We start from the raw sequence: 24012 nt of genomic DNA, 5'->3' as shown, positions 1-24012 counted from the left end.
TTTTTATGCATAGGCAAGACCGTGGTGTTACTGGTATAGTACCCGGGAGGGAGAGAGATTCCGGTGCAAATAATTAAAAGATATGCGGCAGGTCTTGCTGTATGTTTTGGGATTGCCGCCGCCGCCTGGCTTCTGGGGAAATTACTGCCCATTGTCGGGAGCCCCGTTTTTGCCATACTGATAGGCATGATTCTCGCGCTCATTTTTAAAAACCGGGACGCGCTCCAGGCGGGGATAACTTTTACCTCAAAGAAAATCTTGCAGTATGCCGTTATACTGCTTGGGTTCGGAATGAATTTTTCTGTGGTCCTTGAAACCGGCAGACGTTCTTTACCCATAATCGTTGCCACAATCGCGGTTTCCCTGGCCGTGGCTTTTGTACTTCATAGGGTATTGTCTATCCCCGGCAGAATCTCAACCCTTATCGGCGTGGGCTCTTCCATCTGCGGCGGTTCCGCTATTGCGGCAACCGCGCCGGTCATTGGCGCCGATGACAAAGAAGTTGCCCAGGCAATCTCGGTTATTTTCTTTTTTAATGTTGCCGCTGCGGTCCTTTTTCCGTCATTGGGAGCGGCCCTGGGGTTCAGCACAACATCGGGTGAAGCTTTTGGTGTCTTCGCCGGAACGGCAGTCAATGATACGTCTTCGGTGACTGCCGCGGCTTCAACCTGGGATTCGCTGTATAATTTAGGCTCGGCGACACTTGATATGGCCGTCACGGTTAAACTTACCCGCACACTTGCAATTATTCCCATCACCCTGGCGCTTGCCTTTTACCGTACCCGGAAAGCCGGGGAAAAAGAAAGCAGAGTTGATTTCCGCAGAATATTCCCGTTTTTTATTCTTGGTTTTGTACTGGCTTCGGTCATCACAACCATTGTAACGGGTTTAGGAGTGTCATCGGAAATTTTTGTCCCCTTAAAGACTCTGAGCAAATTTTTTATTGTAATGGCTATGGGTGCCATTGGGCTTAATACCGACATCATTAAATTGATTAAAACCGGCGGAAAGCCTCTGATCATGGGGTTCTGCTGCTGGCTGAGCATAACCGGTACCAGCCTATTCGTTCAGCGTCTGATGGGGATATGGTAGAAAGGATATATGGAAACCATTGGATTTTTAATTAAACCCGCATCGGGGCGGTGCAACCTTGCCTGCCGCTATTGTTTTTACCGGGATGTAGCGGAAAACCGCGAACGGGATGATTACGGTATTATGGATTTGGAAACGGCCCGGAAGCTGATCTCCCGGGCTTTGGAACCAAAGCCGCGGCTCATATCATTCGGCTTCCAGGGCGGTGAACCGACCCTGGCGGGACTTGCTTTTTTTGAGTCCTTTGCGGAAATGGCCAGGGAGCAGATCCGGCAGGCCTCAGCGGAAGACCCGGATTATACCGCGGAGATACAGTTTACCCTTCAGACCAACGGTGTTTCCCTTACCCCCGCGTGGGCGGATTTTTTTAAGCGTGAAAATTTCCTTATCGGTATTTCGATTGACGGACCCCGGCTGCTCCACGATACCTACCGGGTCCGCCGGGATGATTCCGGAACTTATACCCAGGTGCTGGACGGTGCCCGGCTCCTCTTTGCCCAAGGGGTACCAGTAAACGCCCTTTGTGTGGTGGATGCCCTTACCGCTGACAACGCGGCAACCGTGTACCGCCATCTCCGCTCCCGCGGATTCGACTGGATACAGTTCATTCCATGCCTGGATCCTCTGGGCGAGGAACCCGGCGGAAGATCCTGGTCCCTTTCCCCGGCAGCCTACGGCCGCTTCCTCCGGGAAATCTTCGACCTCCGCTATGCTGAATGGAGGGCCGGAACTCCCATGAATGTCCGGTGGATCGACAATATTGTAAGCATGGCCATGGGATTCCCCCCGGAAAGCTGCGGAATGTCCGGTGTCTGCCCAATCAGCTTTACCGTTGAGGCCGACGGTTCGGTGTATCCCTGTGATTTCTATGTTACCGATGAATGGTATCTGGGAAATATTAAGGATGTTTCCTTTGAGGAAATGCTGGAGAGTTCCGCCGCCCGCCGTTTTACCAGGGATTCCCGGCATAAATCACCGGAATGCGAAACCTGCTTCGCCTATCCCTTATGCCGCGGCGGATGCCGCCGGGACCGGGAACCCTTTAAGGATGGAAAGCCCGTCCTCAACCGGTACTGCCGGTCATACAAGGAATTCTTTTCCTACGCGTGGGAACGTATCCGGGAAATGGCTGATTTTGAAAGCCGGAACCGGTCTCAAACCTGATCCGGCGGTGGTTTTTAAATTCATTCCTGCTATGAACTGAAAAAATCATAGACCACTTTCGCCATGAGCAGGACCACCACAACGATCATCAGCGGCCGGATAAATCTGGCGCCTTTCTTTACCGCGAAGTATGTTCCCAGCTGTCCGCCAAGAATGGCGAAGACCGCCCCGGGAATCGCTGCCGCCCAGATTACCTTTCCGCCGGCAATGTAGGTGATGAGGGCCGCGATATTGGAAGACAGATTGACGGTTCTTGCGCTTCCCGCAGCGGTGATAATTTCCATTCCGAGAATCCCATTAAACGCCAGGATAAGAAAAGTCCCGGTTCCCGGTCCAAAAAAGCCGTCGTAAGCCCCGATACCCAGGCCGATGATCAGTGACAGAACAATTTCCCGGTTCCGGGGAATCTCCCTGGGTTCATGCTTTTCCGGTTTTTTTATTTGGTAGACAATAATGAATATCCCAGCGATGGGCAGCAGAATCGTAAAGATATACTGCAGGAGCACGGCGTCAAGCATGAGCACTATCTTTGCGCCCAGCCATGAACCCAGCGCCGCCCCCGCGCAGGCGCATAGTGTCGGCAGAAAAGCGATTTTCCCGTTTTTAAGATACCTGCCGGTTGAAAAAAGGGCCGCCATTCCCGCGGAGAATTTATTGGTACCGTATACATAGTGAACGGGAAAACCCGCGAACATATACGCGGGCAGAGAAATCAATGCGCCGCCCCCTGCCGCGGAATCGACAAAGGCCGCAAGAAAAAGCATGGGGAACAATATTAAGGCGGTCTGCCAGGTTATTTCAAACATTTCAGGATTTACTGTACCACAGCGGTTCTTTCAGAACAATACAATACGGATGCCCTGTACAGGATGTCCATGGGCTTGCAATTGCACTGCTGCCGTGTTATGCCTATATGATCCATGGTCAAGATTGAAAACAACCTTTCAAAGGGAAACGTACTCTCCAAGCTGATACTCTTCGCGCTGCCTTTTCTGGCGTCAAATATTGTCCAGTCTTTCTACAATGTGGCGGACATGCTCATTGTGGGTAATTTTTCCGGAACCGAAAGCATGTCCGGGGTTAATATCGGCGGACAGGTTACCTTTATTCTCACCAACACCGTAATCGGCCTTTGCATGGGCGCCACCGTGCTGATCGGACAGTATATCGGTTCGGGTAACCACCTTGCGCTGAAACGGGTAACCGCAACTATTATTACACTTCTGTTAGCGCTGGCCGTGGTCATTACCGCGGTCATGCTGATTTTTACCGATCCGATTCTGCGGCTGATCCGTACTCCGCCGGAATCCTTTGCGGAGAGCCGCCGGTATCTTTCCGTAACGGTGACGGGGATTGTGTTCATCTTCGGATACAATGCCCTGAGCGCCATTCTCCGGGGAATGGGAAATTCAAAGCAGCCTTTTTATTTTGTCCTGATTGCCTGTGTGACCAATATAGTCCTGGACTTGATCTTTGTGGGTGTTTTCCGCTGGGCCGCCTTCGGCGCGGCATTGGCTACGGTTATATCCCAGGGGTTAAGCATGTTCCTCTGTATCGGATATATGGTACGGAACAATTTCCAGTTTGACTTTAAATGGTCATCGTTTAAAATATACGGGGATCAGCTCCGGCTTATTCTCAAGATCGGACTTCCGACTTGTATCCAGAACAGCGTTATCAGCCTTTCCTTCCTGTTCATTACCGCCATTGTCAATGTGGTCGGCGGGGTCAGCGCCTCCGCCGCTGTGGGTGCCGTGGGGAAATTCAACAGCTTTGCCTTTATGCCGACCCAGGCTATCAGCGCGTCAATTTCCGCCATGAGCGCCCAGAATATCGGCGCCCGCAGAATGGACCGGGCGGTGCAGGCCTGCCGGATCGGTACTGTATTTGCCGTGGCCATAACGTATTTGTTTTTTATTTTTGTGCAGATATTTCCCGGAACTGTAATCCGGCTCTTCGGCGATGATCCTCAAATGATCGAGAACGGTATTACCTATCTCCGGTCTTTCAGTTTTGATTTTCTTATTATTCCCTATGTCTTCTGCATAAACGGTTTTCTCATCGGCGGAGGGCACACGCTTTTTACTCTGGTGAATAGCCTGCTTTCTTCAATTCTGCTCCGGGTACCGGTGTGTTATTTTTTTGGGGTCATTCTGGACTGGGGGCTGTTCGGAGTCGGGCTGGGCGCTCCCGTTGCCAGTGCGGGAACACTGCTGATAATTGTGATCTTCCTGGTTTCCGGCCGGTGGAAGCACAATGCGGTTCAGGTTGACCAGCCGGCATAATACCGCAGGGCTCCTGAATCCGAAGGGCTTACTCATTGTAAAGAGTGTTTTTGCCGGCACCGGACTTCACCGCGTGATTTGAACGGCTGGGTTCCCGCTTTTCCTGAAAGTTCCGGTTGCTATAAAACCATATTCCTTTTCAGCGGTATTCCTGCTATCATGCTATGAACAGTACTGGTAGGGAGATCCGGAGTGAAAATCGATAATAACGAACTCGAGCTCGAGTCGATGGAAATGTTCAGGTGCGGTGATAAGAAACGGGCCCATGAGCTGGAGGATGAATTTATCCGTCAGTTCCGTGAGAGTAAGCGGAACAGGGAAGATCACTGCAGCTGCCCCGTGGCAACCTGCAAGCATCATGGCCGCTGCATGGAATGTGTCGCCATACACCGGGGCCACAGAGATCATCTGCCGAACTGTTTGCATGATATGGTTAATGAAAAACTGCGGAAGATTGTATCGGTCACCGAAAGTTCTTTAAATGAATTCAAACCTTGAGGATCGTAATAAAAATCAGAAACGGTGATGCTGAATCCCCGTGTCATTCATGAATGCGTCCAGCTGCCGGGCGCTGATTGTGCGGGGATTCTCCTCGGCGGCTCTTTTTTCGTAACTCTTCCATAGTTTTTTCAGCAGTTTTATTTTGTCTTTTGCGTCTTCCGCCCATCCTGACTCAGGGTAATCATTGATAACTTTCCTGAAATAATACTCCGCAAGGTTAAACGATAGGAAAATTTTCTCCAGCGCCTTGAGCTGTTCACCGTAATTTACCGGTTCGTAAGGGGTGTTTAAATTTTTTTTGTAAAATTGGTCCGGGTGAATATACCGGTAAAATTTTATTCCCTGCCGGTAATACGCGTAGCCCTGATCGGAAACAGGAGCCGCCGCGTTCGGGTTTTTGCCTGAACCGCCGCTGGGGTTTTTCCCTGCAGGAATACCTCTGGCTGTTCCGGTATTTCTTGCTTTGTCCAGTTCATTATTCAGCTGTACGGTAATTTCCGAGAAATGAGATTTTACCGTTTCATCCTGGCATAAATCGGGATGGTATTTTTTGATAAGACTTTTTAGCTGCCGCAGATAATCCTTTCTTTCCACGGGTATAGTGTAATTTAAACAGCAGATTTTTACAAAGCCAAAAAAAAATAGATCGGCACCGAAGGTTCCGCTGTGTAACCGGGCTCAATTGACAGGGGCAGGGTATTTTGGTAATCTTCTTCACGAAAGTACCTTTAAGGAGCCCGGTGTGCACCGTGTGCTGTTTTTTGCGACAGTTATGATTCTCTGCTGTACGCTGCTGGAAAGACAGCCCTTTGCCGTCAGCGGTTTTTTGTCTGAGCCTTTTTCTGGGGCCGTTGCTGCAGTGCACGGTGGTGATGCATTGCCGGTGGATCCGGCCAATGAACCGGTTATCCTTGCGGCCACAACCAGCGGATTCATATCGGCGAGGTTGCCGATGCAGCGGGATATTTATATCCACCGTTCCGATTCGGAAGCCAGGGATCCGGCAATGATACCGTCGGACCTTGTAAAGAAAACCTACAATTTAAAATCAATTCATCTTGTTCCGTTTAATTTGAGAATTTGATTCATATCTTCCTCTATAATAACAGCGGTTCTCTCTGAAAAAACTGTTCTGACCCGACAGATGATTTTTCATAAAGCCGCTGTGAATCAGTTTAATTAACATTCCCATATACCCGCCGCTGAATATGATTTCTCCTGCGGAGTACCATGGCTGACAAAGAAATATTTATGAGGAATTTATGACTATACTTGAAATGTTCCAGCAGAGCGGTATTCTCACGCTGCTCGGTATGGCAATTGTGTTCGCTTTTTTGGCTGTAATGATTGTTTGTATAAATCTTGTGGGAAAGATAATCCATAAGCTTGGGCTCGATAAAGATGTTGAACCTTCCGCAGCGGTAAGCCCTTCCGCTCGGCCGGCTTCTTCCGCGCAGCAGGGCGCAGCGGTGAATGCGGTAATTTCCGCCGCCGTCCATGAATACCGGAATAGCAATACCGATGTCGCATCGGACCGGTATGTTGTTACGGTAAACGGTACGGATTACAGAACCGCTGTTTCCTCTTCAGGCGCAGTAACAGCCGCCGCTGCTCCGGCGGAACAAAGTATACCAACGCAGGCTGCCGGGAATACTCCGATTCCGTCTCCCGTTGCCGGAACCGTTATCCGGTATATGGTTAACGAAGGCGACAAAGTTTCTCCCGGTGACACGGTTATCATTATTGAATCCATGAAGATGGAACTGGAAATAAAAGCAACCGTATCCGGAACTGTTCATTGTCTGGCTGCTCCGGGAGCCCATGTCGCGGCCCAGGAAATTCTCGCCGAGATTCTCACCGGAGCTTCACAATGAAAAACAATCCGGTATTGATCACAAAAATATGTCTCATCCTTGTTGTCGGAGCCATGGTGTTTTCGTTTATGCCCCGCATCGCGGCGCAGGCAGCGGGAGCCGCCGGAGGTATGCAGGGAATTATTGCCAACAGTGAGGATCTTCCCCGGGTTTCTATCGGAACATTTATAAGAAACATGGGTGAAAGCACCGGGCTGTCGGCATTCATAAACAATGTCAATCAGCGGGAAACTCCTGCCGGAGAGCCTATTACTATTTTTGGCTGGCAGGAATTGTTCATGGTGGCGGTGGGATTCCTGGTGATTTATCTGGGGGCTGCTAAGGGATTTGAGCCGCTCCTGCTTATTCCTATCGGATTTGGGATCGTATTCGTAAACATACCCTTTGCGGGAATGGGAGAAGGCCATGGCTTTCTCAATGTAATTTACAACGCCGGGGTCGGGAATGAGTTTTTCCCTCTGCTTATTTTTATCGGTATCGGGGCAATGACGGACTTTGGTCCCCTGATCGCCAACCCGAAGACAGCCCTTCTGGGGGCAGCGGCGCAGTTTGGGGTTTTCAGTACTCTCATTGGAATTACCGCAGCAAACTATATTCCCGGGGTATCGTTTAACCTTAAAGAAGCCTGTTCCGTGGCAATCATCGGCGGCGCTGACGGTCCCACAACAATCTATATTGCTTCCAAGCTGGCCCCGCATCTTCTGGCTACCGTGGCGGTGGCGGCTTATTCGTATATGGCTTTGGTTCCGCTCATACAGCCGCCTATCATGAAAGCCCTCACCACAAAACATGAACGGCTTATAAAAATGAAACAGCTGAGGCCTGTCTCGTCCAATGAAAAAAAGATGTTTCCCCTGGTGGTGTTCTGCCTTACGATTCTGCTCATACCATCCGCCGCGCCCCTGATCGGCTGCCTCATGTTCGGAAATTTTATCCGGGAAATCGGAGTAGTGGACCGTCTGTCGAAGACTGCCCAGAATGAGCTCATGAATATCGTATCCCTGCTGCTTTCTCTGGGAGTGGGAAGCCAGATGACTCCGGAAAAATTCTTAAATCCCTCTTCCATAATTATCGTAATTATGGGTCTCGTGGCATTCGCCATAGCCACTGCCGCCGGAGTCCTGGTAGCTAAGTTCATGAATCTTTTTCTTAAGGAGAAGATCAATCCCCTTATCGGATCCGCCGGTGTTTCTGCGGTTCCTATGGCCGCGCGGGTATCGAACAAAGTCGGCCTTGAAGCCGACCCAGGCAATTTCCTGCTTATGCACGCCATGGGGCCGAACGTCGCCGGTGTTATCGGAACGGCTATCGCCGCGGGGGTAATGATTGCCGTATACGGCGGCTGAAAGATTGGTTCGGGTTACATAGTTTTTTGCACCATTCCTCCTGTTCCAATGGTATAATAACCGACGGTGAAATACATACGGAACAGGGGGTACAATGGACTGCAGAAAAGCAATTGTTACCGGAGGCAACAGCGGCATCGGCAGAGAAATCGTATACAGGCTTGCGGAAGCGGGATATGATCTTGCCTTTTCCTATATCGGCGGAGATGAAAAAGCGGAAGAAATCCTGAAAACTGTCGGCGAACAATACGGCCGCAGATGCTATATGTTCCGGGCTGATTTCTGTGATAAGAATACCCCCGGTGACTTCGCAGCTGAAGCGGTGGATAGACTCGGCGGTATCGATCTGATGGTAAACAACGCCTCCATTACCGACAAGCATGGCGGTGTTTTAACCTATTCCGATGAGAACATGGATTTGGTTATGGCCGCCAATTTCCGGGCGTACATGGTCTGTATACGAACCGCGGCGCGGTATATGGTTAAACACGGTACCGCCGGAAATATAATAAACATTACATCAACCCGGGCGGTGCGGGCCCATTCGAATGATTTTATGTACGGCAGTATGAAGGCCGCGGTGGAAAGGGCCTCACAGTCCATTGCTTTGGAATTGGCTCCCTATGGAATACGGGTCAACTGTATCGCCCCGGGAGCCGTGGCGGTCCGCACCAGGGAAGAACTTGAGTCCCGGGGCCTGGACAGCGAAACCATTGACGCGCGGATCAACCTCGGAACAAAGATTCCCCTGGGACGTATCGGCGCTCCCGGTGATATTGCGGATACCGTATTATTCCTTGCGTCCGAAGCCGCTTCGTATATAACCGGAACGGTTATCCGTGTTGACGGCGGCCTGATACTTCCGGGGATACCGGAAGTTCCGCCGAAGGAAGACGAAGTTGATCTTGGCTGGACGCGGTTCAGGAAAATACTCCCAGAGGAAATCGACCTTTAGAACCCCGGCTCGTATCAGGTAATAGAAGCTTTATAAATCGACTGTACCGATTCCGCCAGAGCTTTGTTGAATTCATCATCGCTCATCTGGGCTGTAAGACCGTCCATTAACGCCCGGGAAAAACTCGCGATCATATTGGTATTCCCGGAAAGTTTTTTATTAGCCTCATCACGGCTGTAGCCGCCTGAGAGGGCTACCACCCGGACTGTCCTGGGATCTTTCATCAGCGGTTCATATAAATTTGCCGCCGTTGGAATTGAAAGCTTAAACATCAGTTTCGTTCCGCCGGCAACCTGCTTAAGTGATTCAAGAATAGTATTAAGAAGAATTTGTTCTGCTTCTTCTTTGGTGGAACTGTTGATATCCACTTCCGGTTCGATTATCGGTACGAGCCCGGACTTGGAAATCTGCATGGCCAGTTCAAACTGCTGTTTTACTATTTTCCGGATACCCTCGGGGTCCGCCTTGGAAATAAAGGACCGCATTTTAGTTCCAAAGATACCATACTTCAGGGCGCGCTTAAGCAGTTCGTCAAGTTTTGGGATCGGTTTCATGAGCCGGGCTCCGTCGCTTTCCGGTTCCATTCCCAGATCTATTTTCAGGAAGGGGACAATTCCCTTTTCCTTCCAGAGAAATTCCGCCGTGGGAATTCCGCGGATCTTCCGTTCCATGGTTCCTTCAAAAAGAATTGCGCCGAGAATATATTCGGAAGAAAAAGACGGACTTGTGATGATCCTGGTCCGCATTTCATGGACCTTTTCAAACATTTCTTCTTCATTCTTATACTGGTCTTTGGAAACACCATAGTGCTCCAGAGCTCCGGGGGTGCTTCCGCCGCTCTGGTCCAGGGCCGCAATAAAGCCTTTTCCGGAATGCATCCGTTCCAGCTGTTCATTATTCATTTTTTACCTCCAGATATTTTCGTTACTGTTTAGCGTTGATAATATGGAAATCCGAACACTATACATACAGTATAAGACCGCGGCCGGCCAATAGCAAATCTATCGGCGGTAAATAAAGAAACTCTCCGCTATTTTATAAACAGCGGAGAGGGATGCAGCTCTGACGAAAGTTTTTTGGAAATTATTTCGGCTTGCCGGCTTTGGCTCCCATCAGGTCCGCGGCTATCCAGAGCCACCGGCCTGGCGGTGTGGTCCAGACTTCCCGGTATGTGGCAATATTAGCAGGCGGCCAGTAGGGCAGATCCTCATTGCCCCGGGTCTGTATTCCCACGGGCATTTCTCCTACGGTTTCCCCGAGAAGTGCCGTATACTGCTGTCCGTAATTGCTGCCGTCCCCGTAAATAAGGGACTGGCCGGACGGGTTTTTGCCGTATGCCCAGTAGATCTGTTCCCGGGCTATATCAAGCAGTTCCTCATCACCGAAGTACACTCCCAGTATGGACGCCGCTTTACCCATGGAAAGATGGACCGCGGAATTCCCCCGGAAAGAGAACCATACGGGAAAGGTTTTCAGAAAATAACCGTTTCCCAGGGGTACCGCTTTCTCGAGCTGTTCCCGGTAATTCTCCTTTTCACGGTCATAGTCAACGTGGCGCTGAACCCTGGCAAAAGTTTCTTTGTCGTCAACTTCATCCATGGCATGGATTCCCGCGGGTATCATACCGTAGGGCTCCGTATAATTCATAAGATCCTTAAGATATTTTCCGTGAAGCGCCATGGCGGATTCCCATTGGGGTTTCTCGGGATGGTCCGGCAGTGCCCCGCAGGCGGCTTCCAGCGCCTGGACAAAAATCTGATCCCTGGCCTGGTGATTAAAATGTACGATGCTTTTTTTTGTCGCATCCCGGTAAAAGAAACCTTTCAGCGGAATGCCGTCGGTTCCTTTTTCCTGGCATTCGGCTATTTTCCCGGCAAACTCGGCAATGATTTGAGCGTATTCATCTTCCCTGAAAACCGCGTATACCTGGGCGGCGGACCAGCACGCCGCGGCATAGTATTGTGAAATACTGGCGCCGGTGGCGTGCTCATGGTTAACGGGTTCCTCAAGACCGACGCTGCGGAAACGTTCGATGGCAAAAGCAAAGTCTTCCCGGGCGGCATTCGCGCACTGCCATGCCAGAATTGGATCCGATTCTTCAAAACATTCCGCGGCGTACGCTTCGACACCGGCACAGATGAAATTCTCAAAAGAATGGTTGTGCACCACCGCGGGGCAGTCATCCATATTTCCGATCAGGTTGTCGGTCCAGCGGCGAATCCCGGAATTCGTTGCCCGGTATCCGTCGCCGAACCGGGTCCGGAGCACAAAGTCCAGCCCCCAGTTCGCTTCTTCCATCATGCGGTTGTACAGCAGACGGTTGCTGTGCTTAACCGGCTGTGCCGCTTCAAGAAGGGCGTGGAGTATCTCCGCGGTCTGGACGGTCTGCTGTGATACGTCGGCGGCATCGTGCCAGCCGCCGGCATAGGTCATGGAAACTCCGTCGTGCCGGGCCGTGACGTCGATATGGCAGGTGCCGTGTTTGCCCGGCACCGGGAATCCGCAGCGCTCACAAAAGAGGAAGTTAACCAGCTTCCACGCGGTATGTTCGAATACGGTTTCGGAAACTCTGAAGGATTCGCTTTCATAAGTTCCCAGTTTGATATGGTAGCTTCCTTCGGATTTGAGTTCAGTGAAGTCCAGAAAACTGAAATCTCCGTGCTTCCCCGATGCCTGCTGCACCGGTCCCTGGAAAACCGCTTTGCCGGTTGCCGAATCAATGATGGAAAACTGTTTTTCTTCAGTATTTGCAACTGCTGTTTTGCTTCCCCGGACTGAATAACCCGCGGTGGAAAATACAGCTGTTCCCTTTTGGCATTCCCAGCCATGGACAACATCGGGGACTTCCACTTTCTCAAAACGGATATTTTTTATTTTGAAGTTAAGATCATCACCGCCGGCGGAGGGCTCCTTCCCATAGCGGTGCATATTAAATGAAATTTCTTCAACCTTATCATGGGCAATGGAACCGATTTCCCAGTACATGGTATTCCAGGAATGGTTTTTCAGGTTCATGGCGTGGAAGCCTTCCCGGGAATAGGCGTCGGGGATTTTTACGGGTCCATTGTTAACGAAACCGACCCGCACAATGGGGCTGTGCAGTCCGGGACAGTCACAGTACAATTCAAACCGGATTCTGTTTCCTCTGCTGAGATCATACTTCCGCACATCCAGCTTCGCGATATAGGACCCGAAGGTTGCGTATGCCCCGGCGGCGGCATTGTCCGCCCGGACTTCCGTATCCGGCCAGCGGTCAGCCCTGGACCAGGTTTTCAGCACCAGCTCTCCGCCGGCTGAGACGGAGCATTCTCCGTCTCCGTCAAAACTCCAGCTCTCCATGGAACTTCCGTCCCAAAGGTCAAGGCTGCTTACCACAGTTTTATTGGCAGCCCGGTGTTCGGCGGTCTTCTGCTCATCCGCAGTTAAAGGTATATGCACATAAAAAGAATCCATCAGCCGCTGCTCGAAATCTTTTTCCAAGTTCATCCTGGGTCTCCTCCAAGGTTTTTATTTCCGTAAGGTCCGTACCATCAGTACAGTACCTCTCCGCTCCAGTGAAGATTGGCTCCGTCCTCAAGCATGATAAGGACCGGACCTGTTCCGGGTCTCAGCACCATATCCGGGTCCCACCGTTCCAGGTCCCGGGAAGAAATTTCCAAAGAAAGAATTTGGGCCTGCCCGGGTTCAAGACGCAGTTTGGCAAACTGTTTCAGTTCCTTGCGGCGGGCGGTAATGGTTCCCCGCTGCCACCGGATAAAAATCATGGGCACCGCGTATCCCGGGGACGTCCCCGTATTGGATATGGTGCAGCTGAGGACAATTCCTCTTTCCTTTTTTTCTGCCCGCACATCGCGGTACTCAAAACTGGTATATCCCGTTCCCGCTCCGAATGGAAAAAGCGGCGATGAGTCCGTATCACAGTAGGACCTGATTTTCTGCGAGTATTTGCCGTTGTACCAGCACGGAAGCTGGGCCGATGAACGGGGAAGGGATACGGGCAGCCGCCCCGAAGGCTGGGTACTGCCGAAGATAATTTCCGCCAGGGCTTTCCCACCCCAGGGGCCGGGATAAAACGCGTAGAGCAGGGCCTTGGCATTTCCGGAAACCGACGGCAGCGCGTAGGGTCTTCCGGCGATTACTGCGGCGATTATTGGCTTGCCGGTTTGTACCAGGGTTTCGAAAAGCCTTAACTGGCAATCGGGAAGTTCCAGGTCCGCGCGGTCGACTCCCTCACCGCAGTCCATTTGAACGGAGCTGCCCGGGATGGCCGCGCCGTTGTTGTCGAACCGCACTTCGCCGAAACGGCTTGACGAGCCCCCAAGGCATACAATCACCAGATCGGAATTTTCCGCCAGGCGGCGGGCCGCTTCCAATTGGCTTTCCGTGCCGGTGAACAGGTCGCATCCGGGAAGGTATTCCAGTGTTATTCCGCTGCCCGCTTCCGAAGTGAGACCCTGAAGCAGGGTGCAGCCGGATTCAGCGGGAACCGGCGGGGTATAATCCCCGAGCTGGGCGTAAAGGTTGTCGGCGTTCGGCCCAATGACGGCGATCCGTGTCCGGGCTTCCCGGCTTAATGGCAGTAATGTGTCCTTGTTCTGCAGGAGTACAATACTCTGCCGCGCCATTTCCAGACTCTGGGGATATTCTTCCGCTGAAAAAAGCCGGACCGGGGAATCTTCGTCCATATAGGGATGCTCAAAAAGACCGAGGCGGAATTTACATTCCAGGACCCGGAAAACCGCTTCGTCGAGGCGTTCCTCCTGAACAGCGCCGGATTGAACCGCTTCTTCCAGCCGGGAAAAGGCCGAATCCCAGAGGCTTATGTCTATCCCGCTTTTTAATGCCAGCGCTCCGGACAGGGTATTGTCACCGGTTATTTCATCCAGACGGTCGAGGGCAGTGCCGTCGGCCATAACAAAGCCTTTGAAGCCGGCTTCATCCCGGAGAAAATCTCTGAGAAGCCAGCGGTTCGCGTGGCAGGGAATGCCGTCGATTTCGTTGTATGCCGCCATCAAACCCGCGGCTCCTTCTTCCAGGACAGCCCAGACAGGGGGAAGGTGAATTTCCCGCAGTTCCCTCGGTCCGATACGGGCGGCGCTGGAATTGATACCGCCGGTGGTTTCGCCCTGGGCGCAGAGGTGCTTGGCCACGGCCTCAACACCGGCACGGGTACATCCGCGGACCGCCGCTGCCGCCAGAATCCGGGACAGATACGGATCTTCCCCATAGCATTCCTCGCTCCGGCCCCACCGGGGGTCCCGGAGAACATCGAGAACCGACAGGAGTCCGAGGTGAACACCCTGGGCTTTCATCTGGGCGCCGCAAACGGCAAAGGCTTCTTCCAGCAGGCCCGGATTAAAGCACGCGCCGGCGGCCAGGTTAACCGGCAGAAGGTAGCTTCCCAGCGTCTGGTGTCCATGGGGACATTCGCTGCTCATCAGTACCGGAATTGAGAAACGTGAATTTTCCAGAACTCTCCGCTGTACCAGATTATACAGTTTCGGCGCGAGCTCCGGCGGAACGCCGTTTTCTTCGGTTCTCCCGGACCAGGGGTCGGCGCGGTATAAACCGTAGAGTACACCGAGTCCGCTCCAGCGGCTTATTTCCGCGCAGCATTCCTCGGTCAGTTCGAATTCCGAACCTTCCCGCCGGTAGCATTGGAATCCGTACAGCCGCTGGTTGATCTGTCCGACCTTCTCCCGCAGTGTCATGCGGGGGAGCAGATCCGCCGCCCGCTCTTTTGGGGTAAGCTCAGTATTCCGGTAAGGCTCCATAATAACCTTTCCTGTAAGCAGTAAATATTCCGGAACTGATTCCGGAGTATGCTATTCTTCTATTTCGAACAGCGCTTCTGTTTCCACGGGGATATTGCCGGGCAGGGCGTTTACACCGATGGCCGACCGGGAAGGGGCTCCCTTTTCAGGGCCGAAGAGATCGATAAGCAGCTCTGTTCCGCCGTTTGCCACCATAGGCTGGTCGTAAAATTCATCGGTTCCCGCCACAAGGGTAAGGATTTTTACCGCGTTCTTTACTTTCCGGAGATCACCTATATTGGCTTCCAGTACCGCCAGAACATTAAGCATACAGTTCCTGGCTAAGTCTTTTCCCTGTTCTGTGGAAAATTCTTTCCCCAGTTTTCCGGCTACCGGCGCATCTATTACCGGACCGCAGCCGGAAATGTACACCAGTCCCTTCCCGAATTGTTTTGCCGGAGCGTAGACCCCGCCTTTGGGAGGCGCTTTGGGCAGAGCCATGTTCATTTCCGCAAGCTTTTCGTATATATCCATATTTTCTCCTCTCTATTAAATGAAGATAGTGTTGCTGATCAAAAGCCGGTTTACAGGCTCAGTATCTTTCCTTCTTTTTTTCCGTTCTGTTTTTCCCCGTGCCATACGGTTCTGCCTTCCAGCAGAACCCATTCCATTCCCCGGGATAGTTTTTTCGGAACCGTATACGTTGCGGTGTCGGTAAATTTATCCGGATTAAACACGAGAACATCGCCGCGGAATCCCGGCTGTATCCTTCCCCGGTTCCGGATTCCCATGCGGTCCGCGGTCATGGCGGTCATTTTATGTACTGCCGCTTCCATGGAAAGGATCCGGCGTTCCATAACGTATTCCCGGAGGAACTTGGGGAAAGCTCCGTAATGCCGGGGATGGGGATTATCCCCGCCGCCGTATAGCGCATCCGAAATCAACGCCGTCCAGGGGAGACGGGCGATATCATCGATATCCTCCTGGGCCATGCTCAGAACAATTACCCCGGTCTTGCCGTGTTCAGCCGCGAGGAGTTCCGCGGCGAATTCCGCGGGATCGCTGTAACCGAGTTCATCCGCCAGTTTAGAAACGGTTTTCCCGGAATAGGCAGCGTGTTCCGGCAGGGTTACGGAACTTATCAGAATGCGGTCCCAGCCGATGCTGGTAACCATGTTGTCCCAGCCCGGATGGTCTCTGTAGATCTCCCGGACAAGGTGTTTTTTTCCTTCCGGGGTTAATAACCGTTCGAGCATGGCCTTGTTGCCGTCGGCGAGTACCGTGGGCGGAACCAGGGACAGCATGGTGCTGCTTCCGCCGTCGTAGGGATAAAAATCCGCCGTAACCGGCTGGCCCTTTGCCCGGGCATCTTCTATACATTCAATAGCCCGGTATATGGTGCTGCGCCAGTTCCTGATGCCCGTTGCCTTGAAGTGGCTGACATTGAGACGCATCTCCGCCATGGCGGCAATCCGGATTACCTCCTGCACCGACTCCGCCAGGCTGTCGCCTTCGCCGCGGATATGGGTGCACAGGATTCCGTTATACGGCGCCGCTGGCCGGATAACCGCGGCTATTTCCTCGGCGGTGGAGAAAATTTCAGGCTGGTACATAATGCCCAGGGAAACACCCAGCGCTCCGGCCTGCATGGCTTCATCGACGTAGGCGGCGGCCTTGGTAATTTCCTCCGCGGTATACGGAGAAGAGACGAAACCCTTTACCGCTGTTTTTATAGCCCCGGCGCCGGCCATGAATCCCATGTGCAGGGGCAGTCCCGCCTTTGCAATTGCTGTTTTATATTCTGAATAGCTCCCGAAACTTATCTCCCGAGGAATCGGGCCGGTTACGGGTTCAAGAAAATCGTACATCTCAAGACGGCTTGTTTCCGATGAAGGAACCGGAGCCAGTCCGCAGTTGCCCGCGACGGTCGCGGTAATACCCTGGGCAAGTTCCGCATCCCCGAAATCGTCCCGTGTCAGAGGCGCGATATCGCAGTGCCGGTGTCCGTCTATAAAACCCGGGGTAACCGCGTATCCCGCGGCTTCAATGATTTCGGCGCTGTCCGCGGATATGCCTGGTTCTACTGCGGTGATGATTCCGTCCTCTATGAGGACATCCGCCGTAAAGCTTTCGGCCCCGGTACCGTCGTATACGGTCCCGCCTCTGACAAGAGTTTTCATACCAGCATCCCCCGGGCATCCACGGTCTGTCTCCTGAGTACATTGTTCTCCAGGAGGTAAACCGAGTTCTGCATGTTGATGGCGGTGCATACGTGTATCGGAAGCAGGGTAAGCTTCTGGCCCACGGTAAGACCTGTTTTGCCGGTGGTGCTGGTGATTATTCCGTGTTCCTCGTTCATCCGGCTCAGCCGGAGATGGTCAGAACCTTCCACCACCGCGTAGCCCGGATAAAACGCCGGCGCGGTGTTTATGGGTATATCCGTGGGGAAAGTTTTGGTGCCTCCGTCGATCACGGCGTATCCGTCATGATTGCAGCTTACCACAGTGGCGGCGTACTTAACCGCAAGCTCGGGAGGTTCCGCCACGCCTTCTTTTTCAAGCATTACATCCTTGAATATATAAGTTCCCGGCCGTATCTCCGTAACCTTTCCGGTCAGGGCTACGGCCTCCCCGGTGGGAGAAGAACCGGCGCTGATTTCCTGAACCGGCACGCCCGCTGCGCGGATGAGATCCGCTGTCCGGGCCATCATGTCCCCTTCTTCCCGGGCGGCTAACGTGTTGTCCTCGGTGGGCTTCCCCTGATATACGAGACTTTTAAAGGTATAGATACCGGTCAGGCTGAGGCCGTCCATTTTGCTGATTGCCGCGGCCAGAGCAGGGGAATCTTCCACGGGTATACCCGTGCGTCCCGCGCCGGTATCGATTTCCAGCCATACCTCAAGCCGCTTCCCGCTTTTCCGGGCCGCTCTATCCAGGGCTTCCGCCCCGGTCAGGCTGTCCACCGCGAGGATAAGCCGCCCGATCCTGCCCGCCAGATCTATGGCCCGGCGGATCCGGAAATCCCCGACCATGGGGTAGGCAATAAAAATATCCTGAATCCCGGCGTCTGCCATTACTTCCGCTTCGGAGACCTTCGCGCAGGTAATACCCTTGGCGCCGGCTTCCACCTGCATTTTGGCGAAGAAGGGCATCTTATGGGTTTTGATATGGGGCCGCAGGGCGCAGCCAGCCGCGTCCGCGGCCTTCTGCATGGATTCTATGTTGCGCCGCGCCTGCTCTACATCAATGATGAGACAGGGAGTCTCCACTTCATTCAGCTGGTTCCCGGTCAGTTCCATAGTTCCTCCCGTGCATAGCTGTCCGCCGCACTGCGGACAGCAAGTTCCTGCGCCAAGCCGCCGGCACCGGGATCCCGTGAGAGCCGGGATTTTTCCGCGGTAATACGCACGGCTTCAGGGCCGGTGATATCGAAAAAGTTATCGCTCAATACCGCGTCGGTATTCCTGAAAAATACTTCGGTATAGTTTGAAAATCCACCGGCCCGGACCGAGATTTCGTAGGTATCGCCGAGATCGGTAACTGCGGTTTCGTATGAAACCTGGGGAAGCTCAAAGTGTTTTGGTTTTACGAACATGGTCGTACCCTGGCTCACACAGGAATCTTTCCGCAGCAGCCGGTACCGCGCGAATACCCGCTTCCGGGTATTGCCGTCGGGAATAAAGGGCGCGAAATCAACGGTAAGTACCGCCGCCGCCGATAACGGCGGGGCTTCGGCGGTAATACCTGCGCTGTGAAGCACCTTGAACTCTGTATCCATCAGCGTCACTTCGAGCCTGCATTGTTCGGATTTCAAAGAATCGTTGTGGATGAAGTAGGTAATTTCCGTATCCAGTTCCTCCCGCTCACAGGCGGAGGCAATCAGGGGAGCGTAAAACCGTTTCGCTCCGTAGTGGAGGGCTTTCCATCTTCCGAAATAATCGATGCTCGCCCATGACGCTACAGGCCAGCAGTCGTCCAGCTGCCAGTACAGGGAACCCATACACCGGCCGCGGTTCCGCCGCCAGTGTTCCACGCCGTATTGGATAGCCTTGAGCTGGAGTATCTGGGAGATATAGGCAATGGAGTCAAGATCCTTGGGATACCGGAAGTAGTCCGAAATATACGTAAAGATTTTACTGTTGGCGGTTCCGTTCTTCTGGTGGGACTCCATGACTTCACTGAAGATATTCCGGTCCTCCGGAAGGGTAAAGCTCGCCAGGGTTTTGCTGTGGGGGAAAGACTGGAATCCGTATTCGGAGCAGAACCGGAAGTGGCTGGCACGGTATTCCGTAAAAGGTTTCCCGGAATGCCAGACTTCCCAGTAATGCTGGTCCCCCCGGTCGGGATCGTTGGGAAAATCGTAAGCCCCTCCGGAGGAGGGTGATGACGGCCAGAAAAAAGTCTGGTCGTCATGTTTTATGAGTTCCCGGGGAAGCACCATTTCGAAAATCTTAAGGTAGTCAGCTTTGTACCGTGGGTGGTGTCCCAGGATGCGCTTCCATCCTTCTCCCCATCCCCATTCCATTTCGTTGTTGCCGCACCACAGTCCCAGGCAGGCCCGGTGACGCAGCCGGCGGACAACATCCCGGGTTTCGGCGGTTATGTTCTGTTCAAAATGGTCGTTCAGGGCGTAGACATTGCAGGCGAACATCAGATCCTGCCACACCAGGATACCGTACTCATCGCAGGCATCGTAGAACGCGTCCCCGGGATAGTACCCGCCGCCCCAGACCCTGAGGCAGTTGAAATTCGCTTCGGCGCATTCCTTCACCATGGTCCGGTACCGCTGAGGGGTTATCCGGGGAATAAGGCTGTCCTGGGGAATGTAATTGGCCCCCATGGCAAAGATTTTTACACCATTTACCATAAAGGCGAATTCATTGCCGTATTCGTCGGCGTCGGTACTTACCGTTATTGTTCTCAGACCGATCCGGCAATCGTACCGGTCCTGTTCAGCGCCGCCGGCAAGGAGGCGGACCGTAACCGAATACAGCGGCTGGTCTCCCAGATTGTTGGGCCACCACAGCTCGGGCTCCGGTATGGACAGGACCAGGTTTTCTCCGGGCCGGTATATACCGTTTACTGAAAAATGTTTACCGCGGGGACTTTCAATTTCCGCGCGCAGTTCCGCTGTTTCCGTCCCGAAGAGGGATACCTCCGCTTCGATGGTAAGGTCCACCCGGTTTTCGCCGGGAAAATGAAACTGCCGGATCCTGACATCATCAAGGGATGCGTCCCGGGTATATTCAATATAGATATCCCGGAAGATTCCCATGTCCGGAAGCTGGGGACCCCAGTCCCATCCGAACATATAATGAGCTTTTCTGATTGCGGCGTTTCCATGGATGCTGCCGGTGGACGCGTAGTGGATATCATTTGCGGCATCCTCTTCCCGGACAAACCGCAGGGCGGAGGAAAACTCAACAATAATTTCATTTTCCCCTGGTTTAAGAAAGTCCGCCGCCGGAATGCGGTGGGTCCGATGCATGTCGTCCACCGACGCCGCGGGCCTGCCGTTGATGCTGACCGCGGCAATGGTATCGATGCCTTCACAGACCAGTTCAATCCGGTCGGCGGAAAGATCTTCTTCGGAAACCGAAAAGCTTCGCCGGTAGATGTAATCCCTGCCCATCAGTTCCCGGGTGGGATATTCGTTCAGACGCCAGAAAGGGTCCTCAATAAGACCGAGGTCCAGCATATCGCAGAGGACCGAACCGGGAACCGTTCCCCTGCGGAAGGCCGGATCATCCGCGGCCTTCCATTCCCAAACACCGCTCAGCAGCTGCTTTTTCTGCATGGTACTACGCTTTCAGTCCGCTGGTGGCAATGCCCTGGACAAAGTTCTTCTGGAAGATCGCGAAGAAAACGATGACCGGTACGACAAACATGACCGCCGCGGCCATGAGCCTGACCCAGTCCACGGAGTATTCATTCATGAACTGCTGCAGTCCCAGGGAGAGGGTCAGCATCTCGGATTTGGTAATATAAATCGTAGGCATCAGGTAATCCGACCAGGCGTCCAGGAACGCGTAGATTCCCACGGTGGTCAGGACCGGCTTGCAGAGGGGCAGGGCGATAAAGATATACCGCTGGAGTTCGTTGGCCCCGTCTATCCGGGCCGCCTCGATCAGTGAATTGGGAACCCCGTTAAAGAACTGACGGACTATTATTATATAGAAGGCTTTTCCGAAATACGTCGGCAGAATCAGGGGAACGTAGCTGTTGGTCAGTCCCAGCATGGAGTAGGTCCGGTACAGCGGGATCATGGTAACCGTTATGGGAATCATCATGGTCGCCATGAGCAGTCCGGAGATTATTTTGCTTCCCTTCCACTGTATTTTTGAAAGTGAGTAAGCCACCATGGGAGTCACCAGGACCTGTCCCAGAATAGAAAGGACCGTGATGTAGATCGTGTTCAGCATGTACCGGAGGTACGGAATCTGGGCCAGGGCGGCGGGGTAATTCTCGAACACCCAGGTGCGGGGCCAGATTTTTACGGGAATGGTAAAGGCGTCGCTGTTTGTTTTAAAGGATGTGGTAAACATGACCAGGAAGGGCGACAGAAAGACGAGGCACAGGGCAATCACCAGAAGGAAAAACAGGGTGGTGCCGGTATATTTTTTGATCATAAAACCAGTTCTGTAGGTCATATTATTCACCTCCCGCGTTTTCCGTAGCTTTTTTCGTAACCCTGGTCATGACTACGGTAAGAAGCGCCACCACAATAAAAAGCAGCCAGGCCATGGCCGACGCTTTGCCCATCTTCATATAGGTAAAGGCATTGTGGAAAATGTACAGGGGGTACATCAGGATTGAATTCGCGGGACCGCCGCTGGCTACCCCCCGGCCGCCGCCGCCGTGGCTGGCGTTTACGATGACATATACCTGCTGGAAATACTGGAAGGCGTTGATGAAGTTGAGTATCGCCTGGTACACCAGAACGTGGGCCACCGACGGCAGGGTAATGCTGAAAAACTTCCGCACCGCGTTGGCTCCGTCGATTTCGGCGGATTCATAGTAGCTGTTGGGAACCTCCTGCAGGGCCGCCATACAGACCAGCATGCTCGTGCCGGTGCACCAGGTTCCCATGAGAAGGAGCGCCCATTTGGTATACCGGGGGTCCATCAGCCATGACGGACCGTTGATACCAAAGATCGCAAGAAAATTATTGATAAACCCGTAGGTCGGGTCGAACATCCATATCCACACCATGGTGGCCGCCACCATGGGAATGATCGAGGGCAGGAAAAAAAACGTCCGCACCAGCCCTCTGCCTTTAAACTTTTTGCTCACGATGCTGGCCAGGAGAACCGCCACAAAGAGATTGATCGGCGTTGAAACGAAGGCCATGAAGAGGGTATTGCCCAGACTTTTGAATACCAGGGGATCGCTGAAAATATCTTTGAAGTTATCCAGCCCGACCCAAACCGGCGGCCGCACCGGGTTGAATTCGGTAAAGCTGTAATACAATGAAGCCGCCAGCGGGTACACGCTGAAGGCGAGAAAACCGATGATCCACGGCAGGGCGAACAGCAGGCCATTTCTCGTATTCCGGGCATTCTCACTCAAACGGAATTTACTCATGGTTCCTCCTATTGCGTAAATAGAAACACTGCCGGCGGAAGGACTCCGCCGGCAGAAGAAAAACAATGTGCGGTTATTTCAGGTTAGCCGACTGCTTGGCCAGATTTTCCATGGCCTTCTCGGGGGTCTGCATTCCGGCGTACACGTAATCCAGGTGTTCGTTGATCAGGGACACGTATTTGGCAAAGTCAGCGATCTGGGGATACTGGATTCCCTTTTCAAGTTCCAGGGCATCGATGAATTCCGGGAAGCCGGGCTTCGCGAGAATCTCGGGATCGGTGTACAGGGATTTGAGCGCGGGGAGGTTGCCGATCCCCTGGAGCAGGATTTTGTTGCCCTCGGTGTTGCTGAGCCATTTGATGAAATCCCATGCGCCGTCCTTGTTCTTCGCGGTGATGGGAATTGAGACGCTGGATGTCTCAAACCGGCTGACGCCGCGGTTCTGGGGATTGGCTTTCGTTCCGGGAACCAGGGCAATGCCGTAATTTACGGTGGAGTTGAAGTTCTGCATCATGGTGGGCAGCCAGGAACCATCCAGCCGGAACAGCTGCTTGCCGGCAAAGAACATGTCCTGGGCGGTGTACCGGTTCGTATTGGCGGTGGCCACAAAGGCCTGGACCTTCTCAATGCCGTAGAGGTTCCGGTACTGGACATTCATTTTCAGACTTTCAATGTTGTGGGGATTTTCCGGGGTAAGGGTCTTGCCGTCATCGGCCCACCAGCGGCCGCCGAATCCGTAGATCAGTTCCTGCCGGGCGGAAGCCAGGGGGAACAGAGGGTAACCCAGGCGGGTGATGTTCCCGTTCCGGTCGGTCTGGGTGGCTTTTACCGCCATTTCATACATCTCTTCCATGGTAGCCGGCGGTTCATCGTAGCCGATTTCCTTCAGAATATCCTTGTTGTAGAACATCTGGATCGTGTAGCCGCTCAGGGGCAGGGCAAATGCTTCGCCGCCGACGCTGTTGGCTTCCAGGGATTTGTCGGAATAGATACTCATATCGTATCGGTCCTTGTCGATGTAGGGTTTCAGACCCTGGAGCAGACCGTTGGTCTGGAAGTTGATCACGTCCTGGTTCGACAGGGTGAACGCGTCCGGCGCCTCGTTGCTCGCCAGGGCCACGATCAGTTTCTGCTGGTCCGTGACGCTCAGGCCCTGGACAACGTAGTTGCTCTGGCTTTCGTTATACTTGGCAATGGCGTTTTCAAAAGCCACCGCTTCGTCCCCTTTGTAGGCGTACCAGAAGGTAACGTCCTTATTGTCGCCGGAGCTGCTGCTGCGGCCGGAACAGGCGGTGAACATTGCCGCCGCCATAAGAATAACCAGTGCACCGGTTATGATTTTTTTCATGGAAACCTCCTTACTTATTAGGACCCAATGATTTTTCAGGGCACTGTACAGCCCTGGGATTGCCGTTACTTACCTGATAATTTGTCAGGTCTTTCGCCGCGTTTTTCTGAG

At 53.1% G+C, this 24012-nt stretch carries 20 protein-coding genes; 8 read left to right on the top strand and 12 right to left on the bottom strand.

Features of this window, described 5'->3' with window-relative positions:
- The first annotated feature begins 63 nt into the window (after positions 1-63).
- Both JFL75_RS06150 and JFL75_RS06145 read left to right on the top strand, forming a co-directional pair.
- Entirely contained in the window at positions 64-1092 is a 1029-nt protein-coding gene (locus JFL75_RS06150; RefSeq protein WP_215625809.1) for a YeiH family protein, read from the top strand.
- A 9-nt stretch (positions 1093-1101) separates the two neighbouring features.
- A complete protein-coding gene (locus tag JFL75_RS06145) occupies positions 1102-2256 on the top strand; it encodes a radical SAM/SPASM domain-containing protein (protein WP_215625808.1) in 1155 nt (384 codons plus the stop codon).
- A gap of 29 nt (positions 2257-2285) precedes the next feature.
- On the opposite strand, the gene JFL75_RS06140 is transcribed toward JFL75_RS06145, so the two are convergent.
- Entirely contained in the window at positions 2286-3062 is a 777-nt protein-coding gene (locus JFL75_RS06140; RefSeq protein ID WP_215625807.1) for a sulfite exporter TauE/SafE family protein, read from the bottom strand.
- Positions 3063-3176: 114 nt separating this feature from the next.
- Here JFL75_RS06140 and JFL75_RS06135 point away from each other — a divergent pair, with 114 nt between their 5' ends.
- Positions 3177-4541: an MATE family efflux transporter gene (locus JFL75_RS06135; protein ID WP_215625806.1), complete on the top strand. Its 1365-nt coding sequence runs from the start codon at positions 3177-3179 to the stop codon at positions 4539-4541.
- Between the two features lie 192 nt (positions 4542-4733).
- On the top strand, positions 4734-5039 hold the full coding sequence (locus JFL75_RS06130) for a hypothetical protein (RefSeq protein ID WP_215625805.1): 306 nt from the start codon (positions 4734-4736) through the stop codon (positions 5037-5039).
- Between the two features lie 15 nt (positions 5040-5054).
- Here JFL75_RS06130 and JFL75_RS06125 read toward each other — a convergent pair whose 3' ends face one another.
- Positions 5055-5636 carry a hypothetical protein gene (locus JFL75_RS06125; RefSeq protein ID WP_215625804.1) on the bottom strand — a complete coding sequence of 194 codons (582 nt, stop codon included), beginning with the start codon at positions 5634-5636 and terminating at the stop codon, positions 5055-5057.
- Positions 5637-5784: 148 nt separating this feature from the next.
- Here JFL75_RS06125 and JFL75_RS06120 point away from each other — a divergent pair, with 148 nt between their 5' ends.
- From JFL75_RS06120 to JFL75_RS06105, 4 genes are all read left to right on the top strand, one after another.
- On the top strand, positions 5785-6126 hold the full coding sequence (locus JFL75_RS06120) for a hypothetical protein (RefSeq protein WP_215625803.1): 342 nt from the start codon (positions 5785-5787) through the stop codon (positions 6124-6126).
- Positions 6127-6304: 178 nt separating this feature from the next.
- Positions 6305-6916, top strand: coding sequence for an OadG family transporter subunit (locus JFL75_RS06115; RefSeq protein WP_223292777.1), 612 nt, complete (start codon positions 6305-6307; stop codon positions 6914-6916).
- A gap of 53 nt (positions 6917-6969) precedes the next feature.
- The gene (locus JFL75_RS06110) at positions 6970-8262 is read left to right on the top strand and encodes a sodium ion-translocating decarboxylase subunit beta (RefSeq protein WP_432756663.1); all 1293 of its coding nucleotides are present in this window, start codon (positions 6970-6972) and stop codon (positions 8260-8262) included.
- Positions 8263-8356: 94 nt separating this feature from the next.
- Positions 8357-9217 carry an SDR family NAD(P)-dependent oxidoreductase gene (locus tag JFL75_RS06105; RefSeq protein ID WP_215625801.1) on the top strand — a complete coding sequence of 287 codons (861 nt, stop codon included), beginning with the start codon at positions 8357-8359 and terminating at the stop codon, positions 9215-9217.
- Between the two features lie 14 nt (positions 9218-9231).
- Here JFL75_RS06105 and JFL75_RS06100 read toward each other — a convergent pair whose 3' ends face one another.
- From JFL75_RS06100 to JFL75_RS06055, 10 genes are all read right to left on the bottom strand, one after another.
- Positions 9232-10119 carry a fructose bisphosphate aldolase gene (locus JFL75_RS06100; RefSeq protein WP_215625800.1) on the bottom strand — a complete coding sequence of 296 codons (888 nt, stop codon included), beginning with the start codon at positions 10117-10119 and terminating at the stop codon, positions 9232-9234.
- Positions 10120-10300: 181 nt separating this feature from the next.
- Positions 10301-12703, bottom strand: coding sequence for a glycoside hydrolase family 9 protein (locus JFL75_RS06095; RefSeq protein ID WP_223292776.1), 2403 nt, complete (start codon positions 12701-12703; stop codon positions 10301-10303).
- A gap of 44 nt (positions 12704-12747) precedes the next feature.
- Positions 12748-14991, bottom strand: coding sequence for a glycoside hydrolase family 3 N-terminal domain-containing protein (locus tag JFL75_RS06090; protein ID WP_215625799.1), 2244 nt, complete (start codon positions 14989-14991; stop codon positions 12748-12750).
- Positions 14992-15042: 51 nt separating this feature from the next.
- Entirely contained in the window at positions 15043-15504 is a 462-nt protein-coding gene (locus tag JFL75_RS06085; RefSeq protein ID WP_215625798.1) for a RidA family protein, read from the bottom strand.
- A gap of 50 nt (positions 15505-15554) precedes the next feature.
- Entirely contained in the window at positions 15555-17150 is a 1596-nt protein-coding gene (locus tag JFL75_RS06080; RefSeq protein ID WP_215625797.1) for an N-acyl-D-amino-acid deacylase family protein, read from the bottom strand.
- Positions 17147-18268 carry an alanine racemase gene (locus JFL75_RS06075; RefSeq protein WP_215625796.1) on the bottom strand — a complete coding sequence of 374 codons (1122 nt, stop codon included), beginning with the start codon at positions 18266-18268 and terminating at the stop codon, positions 17147-17149. Before JFL75_RS06075 ends, JFL75_RS06080 begins: the two co-directional genes overlap by 4 nt.
- Entirely contained in the window at positions 18259-20766 is a 2508-nt protein-coding gene (locus JFL75_RS06070; RefSeq protein ID WP_215625795.1) for a beta-mannosidase, read from the bottom strand. Before JFL75_RS06070 ends, JFL75_RS06075 begins: the two co-directional genes overlap by 10 nt.
- Positions 20767-20770: 4 nt before the next feature.
- Entirely contained in the window at positions 20771-21619 is an 849-nt protein-coding gene (locus JFL75_RS06065; protein WP_215625794.1) for a carbohydrate ABC transporter permease, read from the bottom strand.
- A 1-nt stretch (position 21620) separates the two neighbouring features.
- Positions 21621-22553, bottom strand: coding sequence for a carbohydrate ABC transporter permease (locus JFL75_RS06060; RefSeq protein ID WP_215625793.1), 933 nt, complete (start codon positions 22551-22553; stop codon positions 21621-21623).
- 73 nt (positions 22554-22626) lie between these two features.
- Positions 22627-23901: an ABC transporter substrate-binding protein gene (locus tag JFL75_RS06055; RefSeq protein ID WP_215625792.1), complete on the bottom strand. Its 1275-nt coding sequence runs from the start codon at positions 23899-23901 to the stop codon at positions 22627-22629.
- Positions 23902-24012 lie beyond the last annotated feature (111 nt).

It is taken from the genome of Breznakiella homolactica (assembly GCF_016616095.2).
Lineage (GTDB): Bacteria > Spirochaetota > Spirochaetia > Treponematales > Breznakiellaceae > Breznakiella > Breznakiella homolactica.
The sequence above is the reverse complement of the archived record's forward strand: the minus strand, read 5'-3'. Positions and strand labels throughout refer to the sequence as shown.